General features: G+C 69.8%; 20 protein-coding genes and 1 pseudogene. 5 read left to right on the forward strand and 16 right to left on the reverse strand.

Annotated elements, in window-relative coordinates:
* Positions 1-20 precede the first annotated feature (20 nt).
* Both CQ045_RS10055 and CQ045_RS10060 read right to left on the reverse strand, forming a co-directional pair.
* Entirely contained in the window at positions 21-800 is a 780-nt protein-coding gene (locus CQ045_RS10055; protein WP_105723301.1) for an ABC transporter permease, read from the reverse strand.
* Positions 797-1,843 carry an ATP-binding cassette domain-containing protein gene (locus CQ045_RS10060; RefSeq protein ID WP_105723303.1) on the reverse strand — a complete coding sequence of 349 codons (1,047 nt, stop codon included), beginning with the start codon at positions 1,841-1,843 and terminating at the stop codon, positions 797-799. The genes CQ045_RS10055 and CQ045_RS10060 overlap by 4 nt, the downstream gene beginning before the upstream one ends.
* A 63-nt stretch (positions 1,844-1,906) precedes the next feature.
* Here CQ045_RS10060 and CQ045_RS10065 point away from each other — a divergent pair, with 63 nt between their 5' ends.
* Both CQ045_RS10065 and CQ045_RS18845 read left to right on the forward strand, forming a co-directional pair.
* Positions 1,907-2,893, forward strand: a complete 987-nt coding sequence (locus tag CQ045_RS10065; protein ID WP_105723305.1) for a YafY family protein — start codon at positions 1,907-1,909, stop codon at positions 2,891-2,893.
* A gap of 87 nt (positions 2,894-2,980) precedes the next feature.
* A pseudogene (locus tag CQ045_RS18845) lies at positions 2,981-3,056 on the forward strand.
* A gap of 71 nt (positions 3,057-3,127) precedes the next feature.
* Here the strand turns inward: CQ045_RS18845 and CQ045_RS10070 are convergent.
* From CQ045_RS10070 to CQ045_RS10105, 8 genes are all read right to left on the reverse strand, one after another.
* Positions 3,128-4,018: a siderophore-interacting protein gene (locus tag CQ045_RS10070; RefSeq protein ID WP_105723307.1), complete on the reverse strand. Its 891-nt coding sequence runs from the start codon at positions 4,016-4,018 to the stop codon at positions 3,128-3,130.
* The gene (locus tag CQ045_RS10075) at positions 4,015-5,811 is read right to left on the reverse strand and encodes an ABC transporter ATP-binding protein (RefSeq protein WP_181156532.1); all 1,797 of its coding nucleotides are present in this window, start codon (positions 5,809-5,811) and stop codon (positions 4,015-4,017) included. Before CQ045_RS10075 ends, CQ045_RS10070 begins: the two co-directional genes overlap by 4 nt.
* The gene (locus tag CQ045_RS10080) at positions 5,804-7,441 is read right to left on the reverse strand and encodes an ABC transporter ATP-binding protein (RefSeq protein ID WP_105723311.1); all 1,638 of its coding nucleotides are present in this window, start codon (positions 7,439-7,441) and stop codon (positions 5,804-5,806) included. Before CQ045_RS10080 ends, CQ045_RS10075 begins: the two co-directional genes overlap by 8 nt.
* The gene (locus CQ045_RS10085; protein WP_105723313.1) at positions 7,438-8,226 is read right to left on the reverse strand and encodes an ABC transporter ATP-binding protein; all 789 of its coding nucleotides are present in this window, start codon (positions 8,224-8,226) and stop codon (positions 7,438-7,440) included. The genes CQ045_RS10080 and CQ045_RS10085 overlap by 4 nt, the downstream gene beginning before the upstream one ends.
* Before the next feature lie 11 nt (positions 8,227-8,237).
* Positions 8,238-9,341 (reverse strand): iron chelate uptake ABC transporter family permease subunit, encoded by a 1,104-nt coding sequence (locus CQ045_RS10090; protein WP_105723315.1) that lies wholly within the window; start codon positions 9,339-9,341, stop codon positions 8,238-8,240.
* Positions 9,338-10,423 (reverse strand): iron ABC transporter permease, encoded by a 1,086-nt coding sequence (locus CQ045_RS10095; RefSeq protein ID WP_105723317.1) that lies wholly within the window; start codon positions 10,421-10,423, stop codon positions 9,338-9,340. The genes CQ045_RS10090 and CQ045_RS10095 overlap by 4 nt, the downstream gene beginning before the upstream one ends.
* On the reverse strand, positions 10,420-11,481 hold the full coding sequence (locus CQ045_RS10100) for an ABC transporter substrate-binding protein (protein WP_105723319.1): 1,062 nt from the start codon (positions 11,479-11,481) through the stop codon (positions 10,420-10,422). The genes CQ045_RS10095 and CQ045_RS10100 overlap by 4 nt, the downstream gene beginning before the upstream one ends.
* A gap of 169 nt (positions 11,482-11,650) precedes the next feature.
* Positions 11,651-12,493, reverse strand: a complete 843-nt coding sequence (locus tag CQ045_RS10105; protein WP_105723321.1) for an AraC family transcriptional regulator — start codon at positions 12,491-12,493, stop codon at positions 11,651-11,653.
* Between the two features lie 118 nt (positions 12,494-12,611).
* Between CQ045_RS10105 and arfB the strand changes: the two genes are divergently transcribed.
* Complete coding sequence (arfB, locus tag CQ045_RS10110; protein ID WP_105723323.1) at positions 12,612-13,052, forward strand: alternative ribosome rescue aminoacyl-tRNA hydrolase ArfB; 441 nt, start codon at positions 12,612-12,614, stop codon at positions 13,050-13,052.
* Between the two features lie 79 nt (positions 13,053-13,131).
* On the forward strand, positions 13,132-13,710 hold the full coding sequence (locus CQ045_RS10115; RefSeq protein WP_146115229.1) for a hypothetical protein: 579 nt from the start codon (positions 13,132-13,134) through the stop codon (positions 13,708-13,710).
* A 42-nt stretch (positions 13,711-13,752) separates the two neighbouring features.
* On the opposite strand, the gene CQ045_RS10120 is transcribed toward CQ045_RS10115, so the two are convergent.
* Complete coding sequence (locus CQ045_RS10120; RefSeq protein ID WP_105723750.1) at positions 13,753-14,565, reverse strand: SDR family oxidoreductase; 813 nt, start codon at positions 14,563-14,565, stop codon at positions 13,753-13,755.
* A 125-nt stretch (positions 14,566-14,690) separates the two neighbouring features.
* Complete coding sequence (locus CQ045_RS10125; RefSeq protein ID WP_105723327.1) at positions 14,691-15,305, reverse strand: TetR/AcrR family transcriptional regulator; 615 nt, start codon at positions 15,303-15,305, stop codon at positions 14,691-14,693.
* Positions 15,306-15,376: 71 nt separating this feature from the next.
* Here CQ045_RS10125 and tet(42) point away from each other — a divergent pair, with 71 nt between their 5' ends.
* The gene (gene tet(42), locus CQ045_RS10130; protein ID WP_258131028.1) at positions 15,377-16,663 is read left to right on the forward strand and encodes a tetracycline efflux MFS transporter Tet(42); all 1,287 of its coding nucleotides are present in this window, start codon (positions 15,377-15,379) and stop codon (positions 16,661-16,663) included.
* A 43-nt stretch (positions 16,664-16,706) separates the two neighbouring features.
* Here tet(42) and CQ045_RS10135 read toward each other — a convergent pair whose 3' ends face one another.
* The 4 genes from CQ045_RS10135 to CQ045_RS10150 all read right to left on the reverse strand — a co-directional run bounded on the left by CQ045_RS10135 (position 16,707) and on the right by CQ045_RS10150 (position 20,589).
* The gene (locus tag CQ045_RS10135) at positions 16,707-17,555 is read right to left on the reverse strand and encodes a nucleotidyltransferase domain-containing protein (RefSeq protein ID WP_105723329.1); all 849 of its coding nucleotides are present in this window, start codon (positions 17,553-17,555) and stop codon (positions 16,707-16,709) included.
* A 99-nt stretch (positions 17,556-17,654) separates the two neighbouring features.
* Complete coding sequence (locus CQ045_RS10140; RefSeq protein ID WP_105723331.1) at positions 17,655-18,203, reverse strand: hypothetical protein; 549 nt, start codon at positions 18,201-18,203, stop codon at positions 17,655-17,657.
* Entirely contained in the window at positions 18,200-18,451 is a 252-nt protein-coding gene (locus CQ045_RS10145; RefSeq protein WP_105723334.1) for a hypothetical protein, read from the reverse strand. The genes CQ045_RS10140 and CQ045_RS10145 overlap by 4 nt, the downstream gene beginning before the upstream one ends.
* Positions 18,452-18,510: 59 nt before the next feature.
* The gene (locus CQ045_RS10150; RefSeq protein WP_105723754.1) at positions 18,511-20,589 is read right to left on the reverse strand and encodes a bifunctional lysylphosphatidylglycerol flippase/synthetase MprF; all 2,079 of its coding nucleotides are present in this window, start codon (positions 20,587-20,589) and stop codon (positions 18,511-18,513) included.
* Positions 20,590-20,714 lie beyond the last annotated feature (125 nt).

The following is a 20,714-nucleotide window of genomic DNA, read 5'->3' on the forward strand; positions in this document are numbered from 1 at the left end:
GCGGCGCACCGTCGGTCGGGTCAGTTGCTCCGGCGGATGGCCCTGACTCCCACGATCAGCCCGACCGCTGCGACGGCGAGAGCCGAGACCCAGCCCCACAGCACGGTCATGTCGCCGAGGTCTCCGGCGAAGAGCGCGCGCTCGGCCTGCACAACCCAGTTGACCGGGTTGACCGAGGCGACGGCCCGCATCCACTCGGGCGCGTCGTCCAGCGGCAGCAGCATGCCGGAGAGGATCAGCAGCGGGAAGATCAGCGACTGCTGCACGCCCCAGAACAGCCATTCCCGGTCCTTCGTCGCCAGCGCGAGGGAGTACGACAGCGAGCCCAGGCCCACCCCGAACACGGCCAGCAGCGCCAGCCCGATGAGCAGACCGGGGATGTCGGCGGCGAAGCCGAACGGCCAGGCGATCAGGACGATCACGAGCGCCTGCACGACGATCGGCGCGATCTCCTTGAGCGCACGCCCGACCAGCAGTGAGGAACGGGCGAGAGGGGCGACCAGGGTGCGCTCGTGCGAGCCCGTCATCATCTCGTACTGCAGGTTCGAGCCGGTGGCCCCGGTGCCGAACAGCACGATCATCACGAGCACGCCGGGCACGAACCAGGCCAGGGTCTCGCCGGCGGGACGGCCGGAATCGCCGATCAGCAGGGGAGCGAACAGCCCGAGGAAGACGAGCGGCTGCAGCAGGCTGAAGATCAGCGTGAACGGATCCCGGACCACGGGCTTGAGCTCGCGCATCAGCACGTTCCGGGTGTCGCGCGCGAGGTTGGGGCGCACGAGCGTGTCGGTGGTGGTCATGAGAGGACTCCTGTCGTGCTGTTCTGACGGGCGGTGTCGGCGGATTCGGAATCGGATGCCTCGCCCGCAGCATCCGCCCCTTCTCCGGCCTCGCGCAGAGTGCGGCCGGTGAGGGCGAGGAAGACGTCGTCCAGCGTGGGCGGGACGCCGGTCGCGCGGCGGACGAGGATGCCGGCGGCGTCGAGCTCGCGCACGATCACCGGCAGCAGCCGGTCGCCGTCGGGCACCGCGAGCGAGATCGCCGCGTCGTCGAGGGTGACCTCGGCCGCGCTCAGACGCGACACCACTTCCCGGGCACTCGCTGCCTCGGCCGCACCCGCGAATCCGAAGGTGAGCACGTCGCCGGCCAGAGTCGCCTTGAGGGAGGCCGCGTCGTCGTCGGCGATGATGCGGCCCTTGTCCATGACCATCACGCGCTCGGCGTATCGGTCGGCCTCTTCCAGGTAGTGCGTGGTGAGGAAGACCGTCGTGCCGTGCTGCGTCCGCAGGTCGAGGATGTGCTCCCAGAGGTTCGCTCGGCTCTGCGGGTCGAGTCCGGTGGAGGGCTCGTCGAGGAAGATCAGCGGCGGCGCGTGCATGAGCCCGAGTGCGATGTCGAGGCGGCGCTTCTGGCCGCCGCTGAGCTGCTGCACGCTGCGGGTCGCGAACGAGGTGAGATCGAGCGACTCGATGAGCTCGTCCGCCCGGCGTGCGCTGTCCCGCCGCGTCATCCCGTAGAAGGCGCCTTGGCTCAGCAGCTCGTCGCGCACCCGCTGCGAGAAGCTGCCGCTCGTGAGCTGACCGACATAGCCGATCCGGGCGCGCACCCCGGCGGCATCCGTGCGGATGTCGTGGCCGACGACTCGCGCGCTTCCCGAGGTGGGCGGGATCAGTGTGGTCAGCATCCGCAGGGTCGTCGACTTTCCGGCACCGTTCGGGCCGAGGAAGGCGACGAGCTCGCCGCGCACGGCGGTGAAGGAGACGTCGGTCACGGCATGGACCGGCGTCTTCTTGACGGTGAAGACCTTGGTCAGGCCTTCGGTCTCGATGAGGGATTCGTTCATGGGAGTGAGCGTAGAAACCCATGCGGACAGATCCTGTCCGCATCATCTGGCAATCTGAGACGCATGACCGACACCACCTCGCGTGCACTCGCTCTGCTCAACCTGCTGCAGACGCATCGGCACTGGCCGGGGACCGAGCTCGCAACCCGGCTGGGAGTGACGGAGCGCACCGTGCGCCGCGATGTCGACCGGCTGCGGGAGCTCGGCTATCGGGTGGAGTCCTCACCCGGCGCGGCCGGCGGCTACCGACTGGAGGCAGGGAGCGCGGTGCCACCGCTGCTGCTCAACGACGATGAGGCCGTGACGATGGCGATCGGGTTGCGGGTCGCCGCCACCCAGCAGCTCGTCGGCGGACCCGAGGTCACGCTCACCGCGCTGGCCAAACTCGAGCAGGTGCTGCCTTCGGCGCTGCGCCAGCGGGTGAACGCGCTCGCCGCATCGGTGCAGGCGCCCCTGATCGGGGAGGGGCCCGTGGTCTCCCCGGCGGTGATCGGCGAGATCGCCCTCGCGATACGCGACCGCGAGCGGCTCCGGCTTCGCTATGTCGACGGGGAGGGGCAGGAGAGCGTCCGCCGGGTCGAGCCGCACGCCCTCGCACCGGCCGGTCGCAAGTGGTTCCTGCTGTGCTGGGACCTCGACCGCGAGGACTGGCGCACGTTCCGAGTCGACCGCGTCGTCTCGGTCGAGCACACGCGCGTGCTCTTCACCCGCCGCGAGATCACCGAGGACGAGATCGAGGAGCGGGTGCTCATCGCCTCGTCGTGGTCGCCGCAGAAGGTCGAGGCGGCGGCCGTGATGGAACTCCCGCTCGCCGAGATGCAGGAGCGTTTCGGACCCTGGTCGCAGGGCGCGACGGCGGTGGGCGAGGACCGCACGCGGTGGCCGGTCGGCGGCTCCGACTGGCGCGAGGCCATGTACGGACTGCTCTGGATCCCCGAGGGGGTCGACTACGCGCTGGCGCTGCCGGAGCCGCATCGAGCAGAGCTGCGCGAAGCCGTGAGCCGCCTGCTGCGCGCCCTCGACGCCCCGTCGCCGGATGACATCGGGTGACCGGCATCCGTCATCCTCGGACTCATGGTGTTATCCCAGGGAATGGTCCTGGCGGGAAAGATCACGGCCGGGTAACGTCATTCCCATCGCGGCGATCCGGGCGGTCCCGGGCCTCAGCTCATATCTGACGGCGTTGCGGGTTCGACTCCCGCCGTCGCGTCCACTTTCTCTCACGGCCACTCGGCCGCTGAGCAGCAGCCCGATTCCCCACTCAGCGGTATGCCGAACCGCCCCTTACAACCCCAACTGATCCAGCCGTTCCTCGAAGCGCACCTGCACGTCTTCGGGCTCGTCGTCCGCGGCATCGGCCCAGATCGCGTCGAGCTCCTTCTGCACCGAGTCGGGCAGCGCGGCGAACTTCTCGTCCCACGCGGCGACCGGGGTCCAGTAACCGACGACCTTGAACCGGGTCGCGGGCAGACCGAGCTCTTTGCGCAGGTACTTGCGCACGTCGCGCAGGGCCACTGTCTCGCCGGCCACCCACACGTAGCCCTCGTCGAGCGGGAGTCGGTCGTCGACGATGCCGCGCACGAGCGGACCGAGCGCGCTGGGGCCGTGGCCGTTGCCGCCGACCACCCAGGTGACCTCGACGTCGGGGCCGACCTGGAGCGGCACGCGGTCAGCCTCGCCCGGCACCTCGAGCACGACCCGGGTGCGCACACCCTCCGGCGCGTCGGCGATGATGCGGGCGACGGCGGGAAGCCCGGTGAGGTCGGCGACGAGCACCTGCCAGGAGATGCCCTCCGGCGGCGAGTACAGACCGGTCGGGGAGTTCAACCCGAGCACGTGCCCCGGCTCCGCGCGCGCGGCCCAGGGACCTGCGACACCCGCCTCGTGGACGACGAAGTCGATGTCGAGCTCGCCGGCATCCGGGCGCACACCGCTGATCGTGTACGTGCGCATCGGCGCTTCCGGCGCGCCTTCCGGCGTCTCCCACCAGTCGCCTGCGGGCACGGGCAGCGACACATCCTTCGGGTCCTCCCCGTGCGGGAAGAACACCCGCACGTACTCATCGCCGATGCCGGTGCTGAGTAAGTCGGCGACGCCCTCGCCGCCGAGCGTGACGCGGACCAGGGTCGGCGTGAGGGTGGTGGTGCTGCTGACGATGCCGCGGTGGATGCTCACGGAGTCTCCGTCTCTTCGGTAGGGGTCTGGTCGGCGGTGGCTTGGCGAGGGGATGTGGTCCTGGTCTGCGCGAGCCAGGAGTCGCGGTAGGGGCCGGCGGTCGCGAGGAGTTCCTCGTGCGTGCCGCGCTGCGTCGCCCGGCCGTCGGCGAACACGACGATCTGCTCGGCGGAGACGGCCTGCTGCAGCCGGTGAGCGATGAGCAGTGCGGTGCGTCCCTTCCGCAGGGCGGCGATCGCCTCCTCCACCGCGTCGCGGTGATGGAGTCCCACATCGGCGGTGGCCTCGTCGAGGATCACGATGTCGGGGTCGGCCAGGAACGCCCGGGCGACGGCCAGCTGCTGGATGCGTCCCTCGTCCAGGGGGACGACGGGATCCGCAGGAGAGCCGTCGCGCTCGGCCGTCATGGCATCGACCGCCCAGGCGGCTCCGACGGCGTGCAGTGCCGCGACCATGTCCTCGTCGCTCGCGTCGGGCGCGACGAGCCGCAGGTTGTCGGCGATCGTGCCCCGGAACTGGTGCAGCTCCTGCGACAGGTAGTACGGGGCGTCCGCGTCCGACGCGAGGTGCACACGGCCCGAGGTGGGCGGGTGATGGCCGGCGATCACGCGCGCGAGCGTGCTCTTGCCCGAACCGGACGTGCCCACCAGAGCCGCGGTCGTGCCGGGATCGACCCGCAGCGTCACACCGTCGATGCCGCGGCCGGTGGTCGGGTAGTGGAACGTCACGTCCTGCACCTCGATCCCGGCGGATGCCCGGGGCGCGGCATCCGGCTCCTGCACGACGGCGGGCGCGGGCGCGAGGTCGATGACGCCGACGAGCCGCGCGAGACCGATGGCCGCGCGCTGGATGTCGTTGAGACCGAAGATCAGCTGCCCGACCGGGCCGAACAGGCGGTGGAAGAGCAGCGCGGCCGTGGTCACCGCGCCCACTGTGATCGCCCCCGAGGACTGCAGGAGGAACCCGGCGCCGAGGATCGCGGCCAGACCGACGAGCTCGCCGCCGTTGATCCACCGGAACAGCCGATTCGTCACCCGCACGCCTTCGATCTGCATCCGGATCGACGCCTCGGCGCGCTCGCGGACGCGCTCGAGTGCGGGCTCCTGCTCGTTGAACGCGGTGAGCGTCTCGATGCCCTCGACCGCGTCGAGCACGGCCTGACTGCGGGCGGCCTCGCGCACTCGGACCTCGCGGAACACCACGCGCGACTTCCGCAGGAATGCGCGTGTGCCCAGCAGGTAGAACGGCGCGGAGGCGAGGCCCGCGAGCGCGAGCCACGGGTCGAGAGCGGTGAGCGCGACGACCGACACCCCGATCGCGAAGCCCGCGGAGAGCAGGGTCGGGGCGACGTTCCCTCCGGCTTCGGCCACCGCATCCACATCTCCGGTGACGCGCGAGAGCAGGTCGGCGCTCTCCCCGTCGTCGACCTCGCTGACCGGCAGCCGCATCGCCGAAGCGAACACGTCTTCGCGCAGGGTGGCGAGCATGTCCTGCACGAGACCCGTGAGTACGCGCACCGCCCACAGCATCATCACGGCCGCACCGATCGCACCGAGGCCTGCTCCCGCCACCCAGCCGGAGATGACCGTGAACCCGGCGTCGGACGACACGGCATCGACGATGCGTCCGAGGCACGCGGGCATCACGATGCCGAGAGCGGATGCCGCGAGGAAGAGCGCAGCGACCGCCGCGGTTCTGGCCGGATGCTGTCGCAGGAGCCCGCCGACGACGGCTCGCACGCGGACGCTGGAGGCGATCGGCAGCAGCGGAGTGGTCGAGGTCGCATCAGTCATGCGCAGCATCCGTTCCGAGGGAGGGGAGCTCGATGATCCGGTCGCACGCACCGAGCAGCACGGGGGAGGTGGTGATCACGATCACGGTCTCGTCGTGCGCGGCGAGAGCACGGGCGATGTGCGCCTCGGTGAGGGCGTCGACGGCCGAGGTCGGCTCGTCGAGCACCAGCACGTCGGCATCCGCGTGCAGGGCGCGGGCGATGCCGATGCGCTGCCGCTGCCCGCCCGAGAGACGTCGTCCGGCCTCGCCGACCTGCGATTCCCAGCCGCCGACCTGCACCACGGTGTCGTGCAGCGCCGCCATCTCGACGAGCGCCGGCTGGGCGGGCTCGTCCACTCCGTGACCGCGCACGGCCTCGCGCAGGCTCCCGCTCACGATCGTCTGGCCGTGCGGCGGTGCGACGACCCGGCGACGGTACTCCACCGGATCCAGGTCGGTCAGGTCTTGGAACGCGCCGTCGACGGCGAGCGACACGAGGCCGCGTTCCGGGCGCGAGCGCAGTCCCAGAAGGCGCGAGAGAGCGCGGGCCGTGTCGCTGTCGGCGGGACGGATGCCGAGCAGCTCCCGCTCGCGCACCTCCACGCGCGGGGATCCCGGGTCGGCACGGAAAGCCAGCACGACATCGCCGGCAGGTTCCGCGGGGACAGGACTCGCGGCCGGTGCATCGAGGAGGTCGTCGGCGTCGATCACCTCGGCGAGCCGCTTGGCGGAGGCGAGCTTGTGGATCCAGTTCGAGGGGAACGAGCCGGCGTAGGCGAGGTAGCCGCTGATGAACTGCGCGAGCCCGAGCACGGTCACCAGTTCGCCGATGCTGATGCGGCCCTCCGCGGCGAACCATGCCGACATGCCGGCGAGGGCGGTCGTCGCGACCGCGGCCAGTGTGCCGCTCACCGCCTCGTACGAGGCGAGCGATCGACCGGCCGCTGTCGCCGCGCGGCGGGAGGTGTCGCTGGCCGCGACGTAGCGGCGCACGGCCTCCTCGCGGGCGCCGATCCCCACGAGCACTCGGAAGCCGCTCATGAAGTCGGCCGCGACCGCGCCGGCCTCGGTCGCCGCGTGCTGCTCGGCGAAGCCGCGGCGTTCGAGCGGGCGCGAGACGACCTGCATCACGAACATCATCACGACGGTCGACCCGAACACCACGATCGTCGCGACGGGCGAGATCACCAGCATCGCGAGTCCGGCCCCGATGATCGCGGCGATCGTGGAGCACTGCTGCGCGACCGACCAGGCGACTCCGGCCACGCGGTAGGTGTCGGAGGTGACGAAGGTGAGCGCCTCACCCGGGGTCACCGCGCGGCGGGAGAGCCGGGGGCGCAGCATCCGGGACAGCGTGAGATGCCGCAGCGCCTGCTCGCCGTATCCGTAGATCGACACCATGAGCCGGGAGGCCGACTGGTAGCTCGCGGTCAGCACCAGGAACGTGCCGACCAGCACACCGAGCCAGATCGCGAGTGCTGCGGGGTCGGCGGGAAGCACCGCCCTGTCGATCGTCGCGCCGATGATGACCGGGATCGTCGCCTCGGCGAGGGCGTGCACGATGAGAAGCGCAGTCGCCCCGGCGAGGGCGACCCCGCGCCCTTCCGACTTCAGTGCGATCCGGAACAGCCGCTTCGGAGTGGACGTCACGGCGTCCGCCGACCGAGCGGGAGCACCAGCGGCGTTCCCGAGACGGGATCGGTGATCACACGACACGGCAGGTCGTAGACGGTCTGCACGAGCTCGGCCGTGATGATCTCACGGGGGTCGCCCTGCGCCACGATGGCCCCGTCGCGCATCGCCACGAGATGGGTCGCGTAGCGGGCGGCGTGATTGAGATCGTGCAGCACGGCGACCAGTGTGGTGCCGTCGCGATGCAGGTCGGCGAACAGCTCCATCAGGTCGATCTGGTGGGCGATGTCGAGGAAGGTCGTCGGCTCGTCCAGCAGCAGGTGCTTCGTCTGCTGGGCCAGGGCCATCGCGACCCAGACGCGCTGCCGCTGCCCTCCGGAGAGCTCGTCGACGAGACGCCGCGAGAGGTCGGTGACCCCCGTCGCCGCCATCGCCTCGGAGACCGCCCGCTCGTCGGCGCTGCTCCAGGTGCGCATGGCGCTCTGGTGCGGGAACCGACCGCGGCCCACCAGGTCGGCGACCGTGATGCCGTCGGGAGCGATGGACGACTGCGGCAGCAGCCCCAGTTTGCGGGCGGCCTCCTTCGGCTTGAGCGAGCGCAGCTCGTCGCCGTCGAGGAGCACGGCGCCGGTCGTCGGACGCAGCAGACGGGCGAACCCGCGCAGTAGAGTCGATTTTCCGCACGCGTTGGGCCCGATGATGATCGTGAACGAGCCGTCCGGGACCTCGAGGGACAGGTCGGAGATGATGGGGGTCTCTCCGTAGCCCAGCGTGATGTCGCGGGCCAGCAGCGAAGCGGTCATGGGTGTTCCTTTCAGGTGCGGCGCGCGTACTGGGCGGCCAGCAGCCAGGCGAGGTAGATGCCGCCGACCGAGACCGTCACCACGCCGACCGGCACGGCGACGAGCTGGGCGACGGCGTCCGACACCACGACGAGGGCGGCGCCGGTCAGCATCACGGGCACCGTGCCCATCGGTGTGTTCGAGCGGGTGAGTCGCTGCGAGATCTGCGGGGCCGCGAGGGCGATGAACGAGATGGGGCCGGCGGCGGCGGTGACGAGTGCGACCAGGGCCACGCCGAACACCATGGCCGCGAGCCGGGTGCGCCCCGGACTGATGCCGAGGGCGGTGGCTGCATCGTCGCCCATCTCCAGAACCGGCAATGTGCGGGCGAGGGGGAGGGAGAGCACGGTCACGATCGCGAACACGATCGACGCGGGGATGAGCTGGTCGAAGCCGAGCGAGGCGAGCGAGCCCGCACCCCAGGTCGCGGCCATCATCGCCTTCTCGACGCTGACCGAGATCAGGATCCACGAGGTGAGGGATCCGAGCCCGGCCGAGACGCCGATGCCGACGATGATCAGGCGGAACGACGACATCGTGTTCTTGCTGGCGAGCACGTAGACGAGCAGGGCGGTGAGCAGGCCGCCGACGAGCGCGCCCGCCGCCTTGAACATGTAGGTGTTCAGCTCGAGCACGACCATCACGAGCGTGACGCCGAACTGGGCGCCGATCCCGAATCCGATGATGTCGGGGGAGCCGAGCGGGTTGCGGGTGAGCGACTGGAAGATGCCGCCGGCGAGGGCGAGGGCCGCCCCGCACAGCACCGCGAACAGCACCCGCGGGAGGCGCCATTCGAAGACCACCTGGCGGATGTCGGGATCGGATGCCGGGTCGACGATCGCCCGGATGACCGAGGGGAAGTCCACCTCGTAGGCGCCGAGCGTCATCGAGGCGAGGCCGGCCCCGATGATCACGACGACGAGGGCGAGGCTGACGACCACGGAGCGCACGGGGATGAGGGCGGCGATGCGCGCGGTCTCGATCCGGATCAGGCGGCGTCCGTGATCGACCGGTGCGAACTCGGCGCGGACGGCGCCGATGTCGGGCAGGGCCACGGGCTTCTCGTCGATGCTCACAGTCCGCTCACCCGCTTGCGGCGCACGAGGATGATCAGGATGGGCGCTCCCAGGAGGGCGGTCACGATCCCCACGCGGAGTTCTCCGCTGGGCAGCACGATGCGGCCGAGGATGTCGGCGAACAGCAGGAACGAGGGACCGATGATCATCGAGTAGGTCAGCACCCATCGCTGATCCGGTCCGGTGAACCAGCGGACGATGTGCGGGATCATGAGCCCGACGAAGGCGATGGGACCGGCGGCGGCGACGCTGGTTCCGGCCAGCAGGGTGACGGCGATGATGACCAGCACGCGGGTCACGCGCACGCGCGCTCCGAGAGCCTGGGCCAGATCGTCGCCCAGGGCGAGGGCGTTCAGCGAGCGTGCGCAGAAGAGGCCGATCAGCAGGCCGAGCGCGATCAGGGGTGCGGCCCAGGCGAGCTGATCGAGGGTGCGTCCGCCGATGGAGCCGACTCCCCAGAAGCGCATGACCTGAAGGGTGCCGAGGTCGCGAAGCACGATCGCGGTGGTGAATCCGGTGAAGGCCGCGCCGAGCGCGACTCCGGCGAGGGTGAGCTTCATGGGCGTCGCGCCCGAGGCCCCGAACGAGCCGAGGAAGTAGACGAGCATGGTCAGGACGAAGGCTCCGCCGAGGGCGAAGGGCACGTAGGCGCCCGGGGTCGTGAGCCCGAGCACGCCGACCGCGAAGGTGACGGCGAAGGAGGCGCCGGCGTTGACGCCGAGGATGCCGGGGTCGGCGAGCGGGTTGCGGGTGAATGCCTGGATCAGCCCGCCGCACACGGCAAGGGCGGCACCCACGACGATGCCGAGCAGCGTGCGCGGCACGCGCAGCTCGACGACCATCAGGTGGAGAGGATTCTCATCGTCGTAGGCGAAGAGGGAGTGGAGCACCGTGACGGGGTCGATCGCGCGGTTGCCGACGGCGAGCGAGGCGAGGACGGCGACCACCAGCACCGCCACCGAGACGATCAGTCCCAGAACGAGCGTCCCGTTGCGGTGCGGGGAGTCGCCTGCACGACTCCCCGCACCCGTGTTCGAGACGTCCGTGTCGTCTTGCGTCGCCAGGGACACCTCGCGGGTCACTTCCCGGCGATGGTCGGCTCGCCCTGCAGCGCCGCTGCGAGGTCGTCGACGTACTTCGGGAGGATGTACTTCAGCGAGAGCACGGTCGGTGCGCTGATCGCGGACGCCTCGGCGTCGTCGGCGTAGATCACGTAGGAGCCGTTGGCGATGGGCTCCCAGCGGGAGACGACCTTGTTCTCGACGGTGTACTCGCCCTCGTCGACGCTGCCGCCCCAGGCTGCGAACAGGTCGGCCTGCACGTCGTAGAGCTTCTCGAGGCTGACGCCGGTGTACCAGTTGTCGCCCTCGGCGCTCGCGAGGAAGCTGTCCATCGCCGAGGTCGAGGTGAAGCCGAGTGCTTCCGTGATGCGCACGCGGGGGTCGTACTCCAGGTAGACGCCGAGGTCGGTACCGCCCTCGTTCAGGGTCAGACCCCAGACGAAGGTCTTGTCCTGGAACTCGGGGTGCTCGCCCGAGAGGGCGGTGATCTGCTCCTCGGTCTCGGCGATCAGCTCCTCGGCTTTGGCGTCCTCCGACAGAGCCTTGCCGACCGTGCGTGTCATACCCTCCCAGGTGCCGGGGTTCCAGGGGCCCTCGATGTAGGGGACGGTCGGGGCGATCTCGCTCAGACGCTCGTACTCGATGTCGGTGACGCCCGAGTAGAGGCTCAGGATCAGATCGGGCTTGAGCTCCTTGATCGCCTCGTAGTTCGGACCGTCCTCGACGAAGGGGATGATCTCGGGAGTCTCGCCGTACTCCTCGGTGACGAACTCTTCGAACCAGGGCTGGTAGCCGCTTTCGTCGGCGCCCCAGACCTCTTCGATGCCGACGGGGTTGGTGCCGAGGGCGGCGACGATGTCGGGCGTCATCCAGCCGAGGGCGACCACGCGCTGAGGCTTCTCGGGGATCACGGTCTTGCCGTGACCGTGCTCGATGACCACGCCGTCGGCTGACGTGGGTGCGGATTCGGCGGCTTCACCGGATGCCGTGCACCCCGCCAGGGTGAGGGCGGCGGCGATGGCCGCGGCGACGAGGGCAGAGCCTCGGCGGATCTTCGGGCGCGCGAGAGCGTGCGACATGGTTCTCCTTCGGGAAGGGGGGAGGGGCGTGCCGCATCGACGCGGCGTGAAGTTAGGTAAGCATGCCCTAACAGAACGATGCTAGAACGCGGATGCCGCACCCAGTGTTGCGGGAGCGACGACTTGTGTCGCTGAACCGACAATCGCGGTCGGATTCACCGCGGTGCGGTCACCGCCAGTAGAGCTGGTGGGCCGCGTCGGCCTGCACGCGCGCCACGTGCTGACGGGGCGTGATCCCGAACCGTTCCTTGAACGCCGCGGAGAAGGCGCTCGTCGTGGCGTACCCGCAGCGGTGCGCCGCCGCCCCGATCGGGGTGCCGTCGACGATCAGCCGCGCGCCGAGAGTCATCCGCACGCCGGTGCGCCACCGACCGAAGCTCATGCCGACGTCGTTCTGGAAGATCCGCAGCACCGTCCGCTCGTGGAGTCCGTGGGCGGCGAACAGGTCGATCGCGCTGCGGGGGTCGCCGGGGTCGGCGAGCACGGCGCGCACGAGCGGTGCGACCCGTTCGTCGGCGGGCATCGGCACCTCGCCCCATTCGCTCGCGGCCTCCGGCACCGGCTGCTGCAGCATCTCGATCAGCACCGACTGGATGCGCACGCGCAGGTCGGTCGGCATGTCGTTGATGCCGAGGTGGAGGAGCATCTCCTGCACGGCCCGCGGCACCAGCACCCGGGTGATGTCGTCGATCGGCGAAGTCAATGCGGAGTCGGGGATGTACGTGTAGCACCCGGTCGAGTCGGGCTCGTGGTGGGCGGTGTGCGGGGTGTTCGCGGGGATCCACACGCCCTGGCCGGGAGCCAGTCGCCACCGTGCGTCCTGCAGGTGCACCCAGACCGTGCCGCGGTAGCACCAGGCCAGCATCGGATCGGCGTGGCTGTGCGGCGGCGAGAGCGGGCGGGATCCGGTGTCCTCGGCGGTGACGACACCGGTGCCCATCAGGTAGGGCTCGTTCACGGTCGACGGATACGAAGGGCTCGCCGCCCAGTCGTCCTGCCGGTATGAGTTCATCGGTGCTCCGCATGACGGCCGCGGGCATCGCTGTGGCGTGGATGCCGCCGAACCCACCGCACCCCGCAATGCTAGCCCGGGTGAGGCGCTGCGCCTCCTGAGGCCGGATGATGGAGACATGCCTTCCGCCCATCGCCCCGGCCTGCGGGTCTCGTCAGGTCTGACGATCCCCGAGTCCGAACTGTCGTGGCGCTTCTCGCGGTCTTCGGGTCCGGGCGGACAGGGCGTCAACACCGCCGACTCCCGTGTCGAGCTCGTCTGGGATGCGGCGAACTCGGTGGCGCTCTCGCCGCATCAGCGCGAGCGGCTGCTCGATCGGCTGGCAGGCCGTCTGGTCGACGGCGTGCTGACGATCGCGGCGTCCGAGCACCGCGCACAGTTGCGCAACCGGGACGCGGCGCGGGACCGGCTCGTCGCGCTGGTGGCGGAGGCGCTGCGGCCCCCGGCCCCACCACGGCGGCCGACCAAGCCGAGCCGCGGGTCGAAGGAGCGTCGGCTCAAGGCCAAGCAGCGTCGCACCGACGTCAAGAGTCTGCGCCGCCGGCCTCCCGCGGACTGAAGGGACTCCGCGCTCCGGTGGCCATCGTCGATGCGCGATCGTGATCCCGGCGCGCGACCGACCTCCCTATGCTCAGGGCATGGTCGATCAGGTCGGGTGGGTTCCCGAGTCGCACTATCGCCGAGCGGTCGGGCTGCTCCGCGGGTGGGTGACCGCTCTGGCGATCCTCGTGCTGATCGGGGTGCTGATCCTCGGCGCACTCCTGTTCCGATGGATGTTCGAGGTCAAGCCCTTCCCGGTCGTCGTGTCGTCGCCGTCGGACTGCCGTCTGGGCGGCGACGCGCAGAGCCCGAAGCTGTACGTCGCCGTCGATGTGGGCATGATCGCGAGTGGCTCGCTGGCATCGGCATCCTCCGTCGGGCCCTCGGAATGGGATGTCGAGGCCGCGGGCCTCGTTCCCTCGGTCGCCGGCTTCTCGTCGCTGACCGATGAGGCGCTGTCGCGTCTCATCGAGCGCGCTGATCAAGACCGTTTCAGCCTCACGGAGAAAGCCCCGACCGGAGTCGTCCTCGCGATGCTCGACACCGACGGCGAGAGCAGCGGGCACCTGGACGGGCTCCGGGTGGAATGGGTACTGGGAGAACCGGTTCACGAACAGGACCTCCCGCTCGGCATCGAGTTCACCCCGACGAGCTGCACCGTGACGACCACCCGGTGAATCGTGTGCCGCGGTCGGCGCCACCGCACCCGGCATAGGCCGTCAGGCCGTGCGCCAGTCGTCGCTCGAGATGCTCGCACCCGCCTGCGGGCCCATCTGCAGCATGCCGCCGTCGACGACGAGCGAGGTGCCGGAGATGTAGGCCGCCTCCGGAGAGGCGAGGAACGCGATGAGGGCGGCGACCTCTCGGGCATCTCCCGGCCGCCCGAGAGGAATGCCCGGCCGATGCTCAGTGCGCGGGTCGGTGTCGGTCTGGCCGGTCATCGGCGTCGCGATCTCGCCGGGTGCCACGCTCACCGCGGTGATGCCGTGGGCGCCGAGCTCGAGTGCGAGATTCTTCATGAGGCCGCTCAAGCCGTGCTTCGCGGCGTCATAGGCGCTGGAGCCGACCATCGGCTGGTGCGCGTGCACGCTCGTCACCGAGATCAATCGGCCGCCGCGCTCGCCGGCGACCATCGCCCGAGCCGCGCGCTGGAGGCAGATGAACGCGCCCGTGAGGTCGGTGAGCAGCACGCGGTTCCAGTCCTCGAGCGAGAGGTCGACGAATGGTGTGCTCACGCCGGCTCCGGCGTTGTTCACGAAGACGTCGATGCCGCCCAACTCCGCGATCAGCCCGTCGATCACGTCGCCGCAGCCGGAGACGTCGGTCACGTCGAGTTGTGCGACGACCGCGCGTGCGCCGTGAGTGCGCACCTCTTCCGCCGTCGCCTCGGCGCCGGCCCGGTCGGAATGCCAGGTCACGCCGACGTCGATCCCCGCCGCGCCGAGTGCCACGGCGGTGGCGCGACCGATCCCCGAGTCCGCCCCCGTCACGATGGCGTGCCGGGGCTTCCTGTCGTGCTGAGCGTCGAACATCTCCGCCTCCTCGTCGTCGTCAGGTCGAGGGTAGGCGCAGCGGTCGTGCCGAGGGATCGGGTTGACGGCACGGATCAGCGACGCTACGGCGATGCCCTCATCGATGTTGTCGGACCTGAAGTCGATCAAGTCGGGGAATCGGCGAACTTCGCCTCGATGGGAGCCCATCCGCTGTCGAGCAGTCGGAATCCCGCGTCCAGGAGACCGAGGGGGTCGTCGCTGTCGTTCACGAGCAGCTGCATCTGCAGGACGAACCGGGAGTAGACGCGGATCTCGGCGACGGGCTCGGCGAGCCCGAGTTCGTCGGCGATGGCTTCGGCGAGAGCATCTTCGTGTCGAAGCCACATCTTCGCCGCATAGTCGCGCAGTGCCGGGGTCTCGTTGAGGAATCGCAGGAACACCCGGGTGACGTCGTTCCCGTGCTCATCGACGTTCGCGCGGAGTTCGGCGGCGTAGAAGTCGTGGATCGCGCGGTTGATCGTGGTTCCGGGCGGCCGGTCTCGGACGGTGGAGACGAGGCGGTCGCGCTGCTCGTCGTCTTCATCGAAGACGAGCGCCTCCTTCTGCGGGAAGTGCGCGAAGACGGTGGTCGGGGAGACATCGGCGGCGTCGGCGACCTCGCGGATGCTCACGTTGTCGAAGCCGCGCTCGAGGAACATCATCGTCGCGACGTCGGAGATCGCCTTGCGGGTCGCGGCCTTCTTCCGTTCGCGGCGGCCGATCGGCTCTGGGTTCGTCATGCTCGACAGCTTATCGTGGACCGGATCGGAAACTGGCTTGACACCAAAAGTGGTATGAGTACACTTTCGGTATGACTTCACCCAACACCCTCACGCGTCGGGAACAGAACCGCGCCTGGATCATGCTCATCGTGCTGACGATGCTGACCGTCATCGGGATGACGGTCGTCCTCCCCGTCCTTCCCTTCGTGGTGCTGCAGTACGTCTCGCACGAGAGCGACCTCGCGATCTGGGTGGGCGTGCTCGAGGCGATCAACGGACTCTGCGCCTTCCTGGCCGCGCCGTTCCTCGGACGCCTCTCCGATCGCTTCGGCCGTCGACCGGTCATCATCGTCGCCGCGTTCGGAGCGGCTTTCTCGATGGCGCTGTTCGGCATCGGCGGCGCGATCTGGGTCCTCGTCCTCGCCCGCGTCATCCAGGGCCTGACGGCCGGAGACCTGCCCGCCCTCTTCGCCTACCTCGCCGACATCACCCCGCCCGAGCAGCGTGCCAAGCGCTTCGGCATCCTCGGCGCGCTCTCCGGCATCGGCACCATGATCGGTCCGGGGATCGGCGGTCTGCTCGCCGCCGTGAGCCTCCAGCTCCCCGTCTTCCTCACTGCCGCCGTCGCCCTCACGATCGCGATACTCAGCATCTTCCTGCTCCCCGAGAGCCTCAAGCCCGGCAACAGGATCACCACGATCAAACTCCGCGACGTGCAGCCGTTCGCCGTCTTCAAGGAGGCGTTCGGCCGCAAGGAGCTGCGCGGACTGATGATCGGCTTCGGACTGCTCGCCCTGCCGTTCGGGTTCTTCGTGAACAACTTCAGCGTTCTGGCGCTCGACTCGATCCAATGGGGTCCGACCCAGATCGGCCTCCTCACCGCGGCGGTCGGCATCATCGACATCCTCATCCAGGGCGTGCTGCTCGGCTTCCTGCTTCCGCGGATCGGTGAGCGCGGAGTGATCGTGAGCGGCATCGTCGCGCAGATGCTCGGCCTCGCGGCCCTCGCCGTCGTGGCGTCGATCTTCGCTCAGCCGTGGGTGTTCATCGTGGGTGCGCTGATGCTCGCCGCAGGGCAGGGCGCCTCGCAGGCCGCCATGGACGGCGCGATGTCGAACGCCGTCGGCGACGATGAGCAGGGCTGGCTCGGCGGTGCGACCCAGTCGCTGAATGCGGCCATGGGCACGGTCGCTCCGCTCATCGCGGGCGGGCTCTACGCCCTCGTCAGCCCGGCCGCGCCTTACTGGCTGGGTGTCGCGATCATGATCGTCGCCGTGATCGTCGTCAGCCGCGCCCACATCGCGAACACCGCCAAGCGCCCTGGCGGCGACACGTCGGGTGACGCCGCGGTCGAGCTCGCGGATGCGGTGGGCTGAGGGACGACCCGGGCTGAGACGCGTCGCCGACCCGCGACTCGTCTCAGCCGGACTGCGGTGCGTTCTCCCGTGTGCCGGGACGCGGGAGTTCGCGCAGGCGCTCGATCGTGGCGTGCAGCTCCGCCGGCGAGGTGCCGAGACTCCCGAGAGCCCTGGCGGCCGCCGCGCTGAACCCGCCGGTGGCGATCGGCAGTCGAGCGACGTTCGTGACGAGCCCCTTCTCGTTCGTGACCCAGTTGCCGGCGGCGGCGTGCCACGCGTGGGCGGTGAGCATGGTCGTCGTGGTCCCGCACAGCGACACGTAGGCGACGTCACCGGACTTCGCGCCCTTCAGTGCGGCGTTCAGCAGGAAGTCGACCTGCCAGAGGTTCGCGAGGAACGCGTCGCGCAGAGCCTGCGGGTAGGGGGTCACGCTGCGGGCGAGAGCGCTGAGGACCCCCTCCGGGTCGCGGAGCGGCACGCTCGTCGCGACCTCACCGGCATAGGCGACGTCGAGGAAGCCGAGCGGGTGCCCCGGCTGGGCGTGGAAGGCGAACTCGCCCCGCGCCGCTCGGGCGCACTGCTCCGCCACCCGGTCCGCGTCGCGGAAGATCAGGTCGACCGGTACCCCGTCGACGATCAGCCAGGCGCCGCCGTCGACCCATGGCCCCCATCCGCCCCGCTCGGCGACCTCGACGGAGGCGCCCGTCCAGCCGCTCGCGACGCGTGCGATGCCGACACGGTCGACATCCGCATCCACGTAGAGACCCAGGTCGATGTCGGAGTCCGGCCGATGCGTGCCCCGTGCCCGGCTGCCTCCGAGCGCGACGGCTCGCACGCCGCGCACGTCGGTGAGTTCATCGGCCATGGAGCGGAGGCGGTCTTCGTCGAGCACGACACCGATGGTACTCACGCGTGGTCCGGTGCTATCCGCGCTCGGGCGTTATCCGAGAATCCGGATGGCGTTGCGCTATCCGGAAAACGTAATAGGCCGACCCGTCTCTGGCGCGGGTCAATCGGTGGCGGGCGCCGCAGACGAGGTGACCGGGACCCCGGTATCGCGAACGAGATAGACCCAGGGGAAAGCCCTGCACCCGATCTCCCATCCCTCGGCGCGCTCGGATGCTCGCAGCGCATGCCACACGCTCCGCCGATGTTCCCAGCGGGTGTCGCTGCGGCGCATGCGATGCGCCGAGGATTCAGCGCCGATCGTGTGCCACCCTTCCAAGCCCGCGAGGTCCAGTTCGGCCATCTCGTCGAACACGCTCACCGGGCCGAGCCAGCGCTCGTCCTCATCCAGGTCTGCTGCTGCGCTCGGGTGGCCGAATCGCTGTTGCGCTGCCTGGCGGGACATGTTCAGTTCGGCGCCGATGGTCGCCCAGCTGGCGCCGGCAGCACGGGCGGCGTCGACGGCTCGCTGCAGGATTGCGCGCACCTCGTCGTCTGCGCGGGCGCTTGCGGCTATCAGCGCGATGTGGTCTTCCAAGGCGAGGGCTGGCTTGTCGGCGGCGCCGGCTTCGTCGAGAACGGCATGCCCGATGGCATCGCCGAGAGTGCTCACTCGATGGTTCCTCGACTCGGGAGCCACTGGGGGCGATCCCGACGGCGGAAACCGTTGCCGAATCCCCAGAAATAGGTCCCGACGAGCATTCCGCCGACCGCTGCGCCTTGAATGAGCCCGCCGCCGAATCCGTCCAGATCGAACCCGATGGACAAGATGAGCGTCAGCGCCCCTGCCGCGAGGAGCGCGAGCCCGATTCGTTGGGCGAGTCGGATGGAGAGCGGTGCGGGTTGCGGAGAGTCGACCATGACGTCAACTTACAGTTGACACTCGGATCTGTCAACCTCTCATTGACGCACTTCGGTCGTCAGTCCTTCCCGCCGCCACGGACGAGTTCGAGCCCGGCGCCGGCGAACTGCCGCAGCGTGGCGTCCGGGAGGAACGCTCGCGTGAGCGCCCCACCGATGCGCGTGAGGTCGCTCTCGTCGCGGAACAGGAGGTACATGGTCTCGTAGCGCGGGTGGAACTTCTGCTTGAAGCGGTGCAGCGAACCGAAGCCGTAGACCGGTTCCAAGGCATCCGCGAGGCGGTCGCTCAGCGCGGCGATCACGCCGGCATCCGGCGGATAGTCGTGGGCGAGGGGAGCGCCGGAGAGCGACATGATCTCGGCGCCCTCGTCGGAGAACTGCTTGGCGGAGGAGCCGATCAGGTACTCCATCACCGGGCCGAACCCGCCGTCGCGGCGGCGCATCAGATCGAGCGTCCACCCGCGGATCGCGCCGTCGCCGCCGTAGACCGGGAGCCACGAGAGGAAGCCGTCGATGTCGCCGTTCGGAGCCACGGCCAACGCGAGTCGCACCTCGGGGTCCTCGGCCTCGTCGAGAGTGCCGAGGGTGAAGCGCATCTCGGGCAGATCCTTGTCGCCGACCCAGGCCTCGGAGATCGCACGCAGCTGCTGCTGCACGCCCCACGACTCGGCCTTCAGGTGGGTCATCCGGAAGGTCATGTCGTCGCGGCCGGCCCTGTTGAGCGAGGTGCGCACCGAGTTCCACCGCTTGCCCGTGAACTCCAGCCCCGGCAGGTCGACGATCGTGTCGTCGGCCACGACGATGCTCCGCCAGGTCGAGGGCACCGCGGCCCGCGTGTCCTCGTCGGCACTGAAGAAGCACGGCACGAGACCCGCCTGCTCGGCGGTGCGGATGAACTCCGTCACGGCCTCGGCGCGAGCATCCGCCGGCCCGATCGGATCGGCGAGCGCCAAGGCCACGCCGTTGCGGCGCTGGTACGCGACGATGCCGCCGGTCACGCGGGCATAGCTGTTGCCGTCCCAGGTCGTCATCCAGGAGAGCGTCCCCCCGCCATGGGTGCGCAGCTCCTGCTTCATGTCGTCCGCGGTGGGCGACGGCTGGATGCCGAGCTTCGTCTTGCGCTTGGCCCCGAACGCCCGGCGCACCCAGATGAGGTAGACGACCATGACCAGCCAGAGGAACCCGTTCGCCAGGGCGAGCTCGGTCTCGCCGTCCCAGCGGAAGTCGACCTGGGCCTGGCTGAAGACGGTGATGAGGGTCAGCACGAGTGCGGCGACCAGGATGTTGAAGAGTCCGAGCAGCAGTGCGATCACCCAGGTCCAGCGTCGGCCGCGGCGCAGGCCGTTCACGAGCACGAGGATCACGACGACGTCGATCGCGAGGTCGATGAACCCACCCGATGCGGGCTCGGTCGGACCGAACGGCCCGTCGGTGGGCACGAGGGTCGTGATGATCTCGACCGCGCCGAGCACCATGATCGCCATCACCGCGATCAGCCGCTGCTCGCGGACCGTGGTGTGACGTACCCGCAGGGTGCGGTCGACGACCAGGATGAGGAGCACGGCGAGCAGGTGCTCCAGGTCGGCGAGCTTGCCCCAGAACAGCATCGCGATGAACACGAAGCCGAGCAGGATGAGCCAGCCGCGCACCCGCCACGGCGGCCGGAACAGTCCGACGGCCGCGGCGATGCAGGCCATGGTGCCGCCGGATGCTCCGACGTCGAGCGCCTGCGCCTGGGCGGTGGCCCATGCCCAGGGGAACTGCGAGAGCAGCAGGAGCAGCAGCGCGGTGGCGAAGATCGCGAACAGCTGACCGATCCAGTAGTACGCGAGCGCTACGCGGGAACCGCGGCGGAACTCCAGGTAGGCCATGCCCCAGAAGCCGGCGATCGTGAACAGGTAGACCCACGGCTGGTTCACGAAGAACGTGCCGGTCAGCGGGGTCCACCACTTGCCGTCGACGAGGTTCGGCAGGCCGTACGCCACGTCGGGGAAGAGCTTCGTGTCCTCGAACGGCGCCCAGAGGCCGTTCCAAACGACCCCGACGACGAGGATCATGAGCACCATGGTCAGCGTCGCGGGGATCCGCCGGACGACGGCGATGGCGGGATGCGGGGAGGGGGGTCGCTCCTCTGTCATGCGCTCAGCGTAGCGATGGCGCTCACGCGCCGGGAGTGCTCCGGCGCGGAACATAGTGACTCCACGCCTGACGGAAGCGCGCGCTCATACCCACATTGTGCACCTCGCGATGTCGGGGTGTCAGG

The organism is Microbacterium sp. MYb66, assembly GCF_002979435.1.
Lineage (GTDB): Bacteria > Actinomycetota > Actinomycetes > Actinomycetales > Microbacteriaceae > Microbacterium.

Excerpts from the sequence above, each read along its gene's own strand:
- CQ045_RS10055 (WP_105723301.1), bottom strand. The coding sequence starts at position 800 with ATGACCACCACCGACACGCTCGTGCGCCCCAACCTCGCGCGCGACACC.
- CQ045_RS10060 (WP_105723303.1), bottom strand. The coding sequence starts at position 1,843 with ATGAACGAATCCCTCATCGAGACCGAAGGCCTGACCAAGGTCTTCACC.
- CQ045_RS10065 (WP_105723305.1), top strand. The coding sequence starts at position 1,907 with ATGACCGACACCACCTCGCGTGCACTCGCTCTGCTCAACCTGCTGCAG.
- CQ045_RS10075 (WP_181156532.1), bottom strand. The coding sequence starts at position 5,811 with ATGACTGATGCGACCTCGACCACTCCGCTGCTGCCGATCGCCTCCAGC.
- CQ045_RS10085 (WP_105723313.1), bottom strand. The coding sequence starts at position 8,226 with ATGACCGCTTCGCTGCTGGCCCGCGACATCACGCTGGGCTACGGAGAG.
- CQ045_RS10100 (WP_105723319.1), bottom strand. The coding sequence starts at position 11,481 with ATGTCGCACGCTCTCGCGCGCCCGAAGATCCGCCGAGGCTCTGCCCTC.
- CQ045_RS10105 (WP_105723321.1), bottom strand. The coding sequence starts at position 12,493 with ATGAACTCATACCGGCAGGACGACTGGGCGGCGAGCCCTTCGTATCCG.
- arfB (WP_105723323.1), top strand. The coding sequence starts at position 12,612 with ATGCCTTCCGCCCATCGCCCCGGCCTGCGGGTCTCGTCAGGTCTGACG.
- CQ045_RS10115 (WP_146115229.1), top strand. The coding sequence starts at position 13,132 with ATGGTCGATCAGGTCGGGTGGGTTCCCGAGTCGCACTATCGCCGAGCG.
- CQ045_RS10120 (WP_105723750.1), bottom strand. The coding sequence starts at position 14,565 with ATGTTCGACGCTCAGCACGACAGGAAGCCCCGGCACGCCATCGTGACG.
- CQ045_RS10125 (WP_105723327.1), bottom strand. The coding sequence starts at position 15,305 with ATGACGAACCCAGAGCCGATCGGCCGCCGCGAACGGAAGAAGGCCGCG.
- CQ045_RS10145 (WP_105723334.1), bottom strand. The coding sequence starts at position 18,451 with ATGGTCGACTCTCCGCAACCCGCACCGCTCTCCATCCGACTCGCCCAA.
- CQ045_RS10150 (WP_105723754.1), bottom strand. The coding sequence starts at position 20,589 with ATGACAGAGGAGCGACCCCCCTCCCCGCATCCCGCCATCGCCGTCGTC.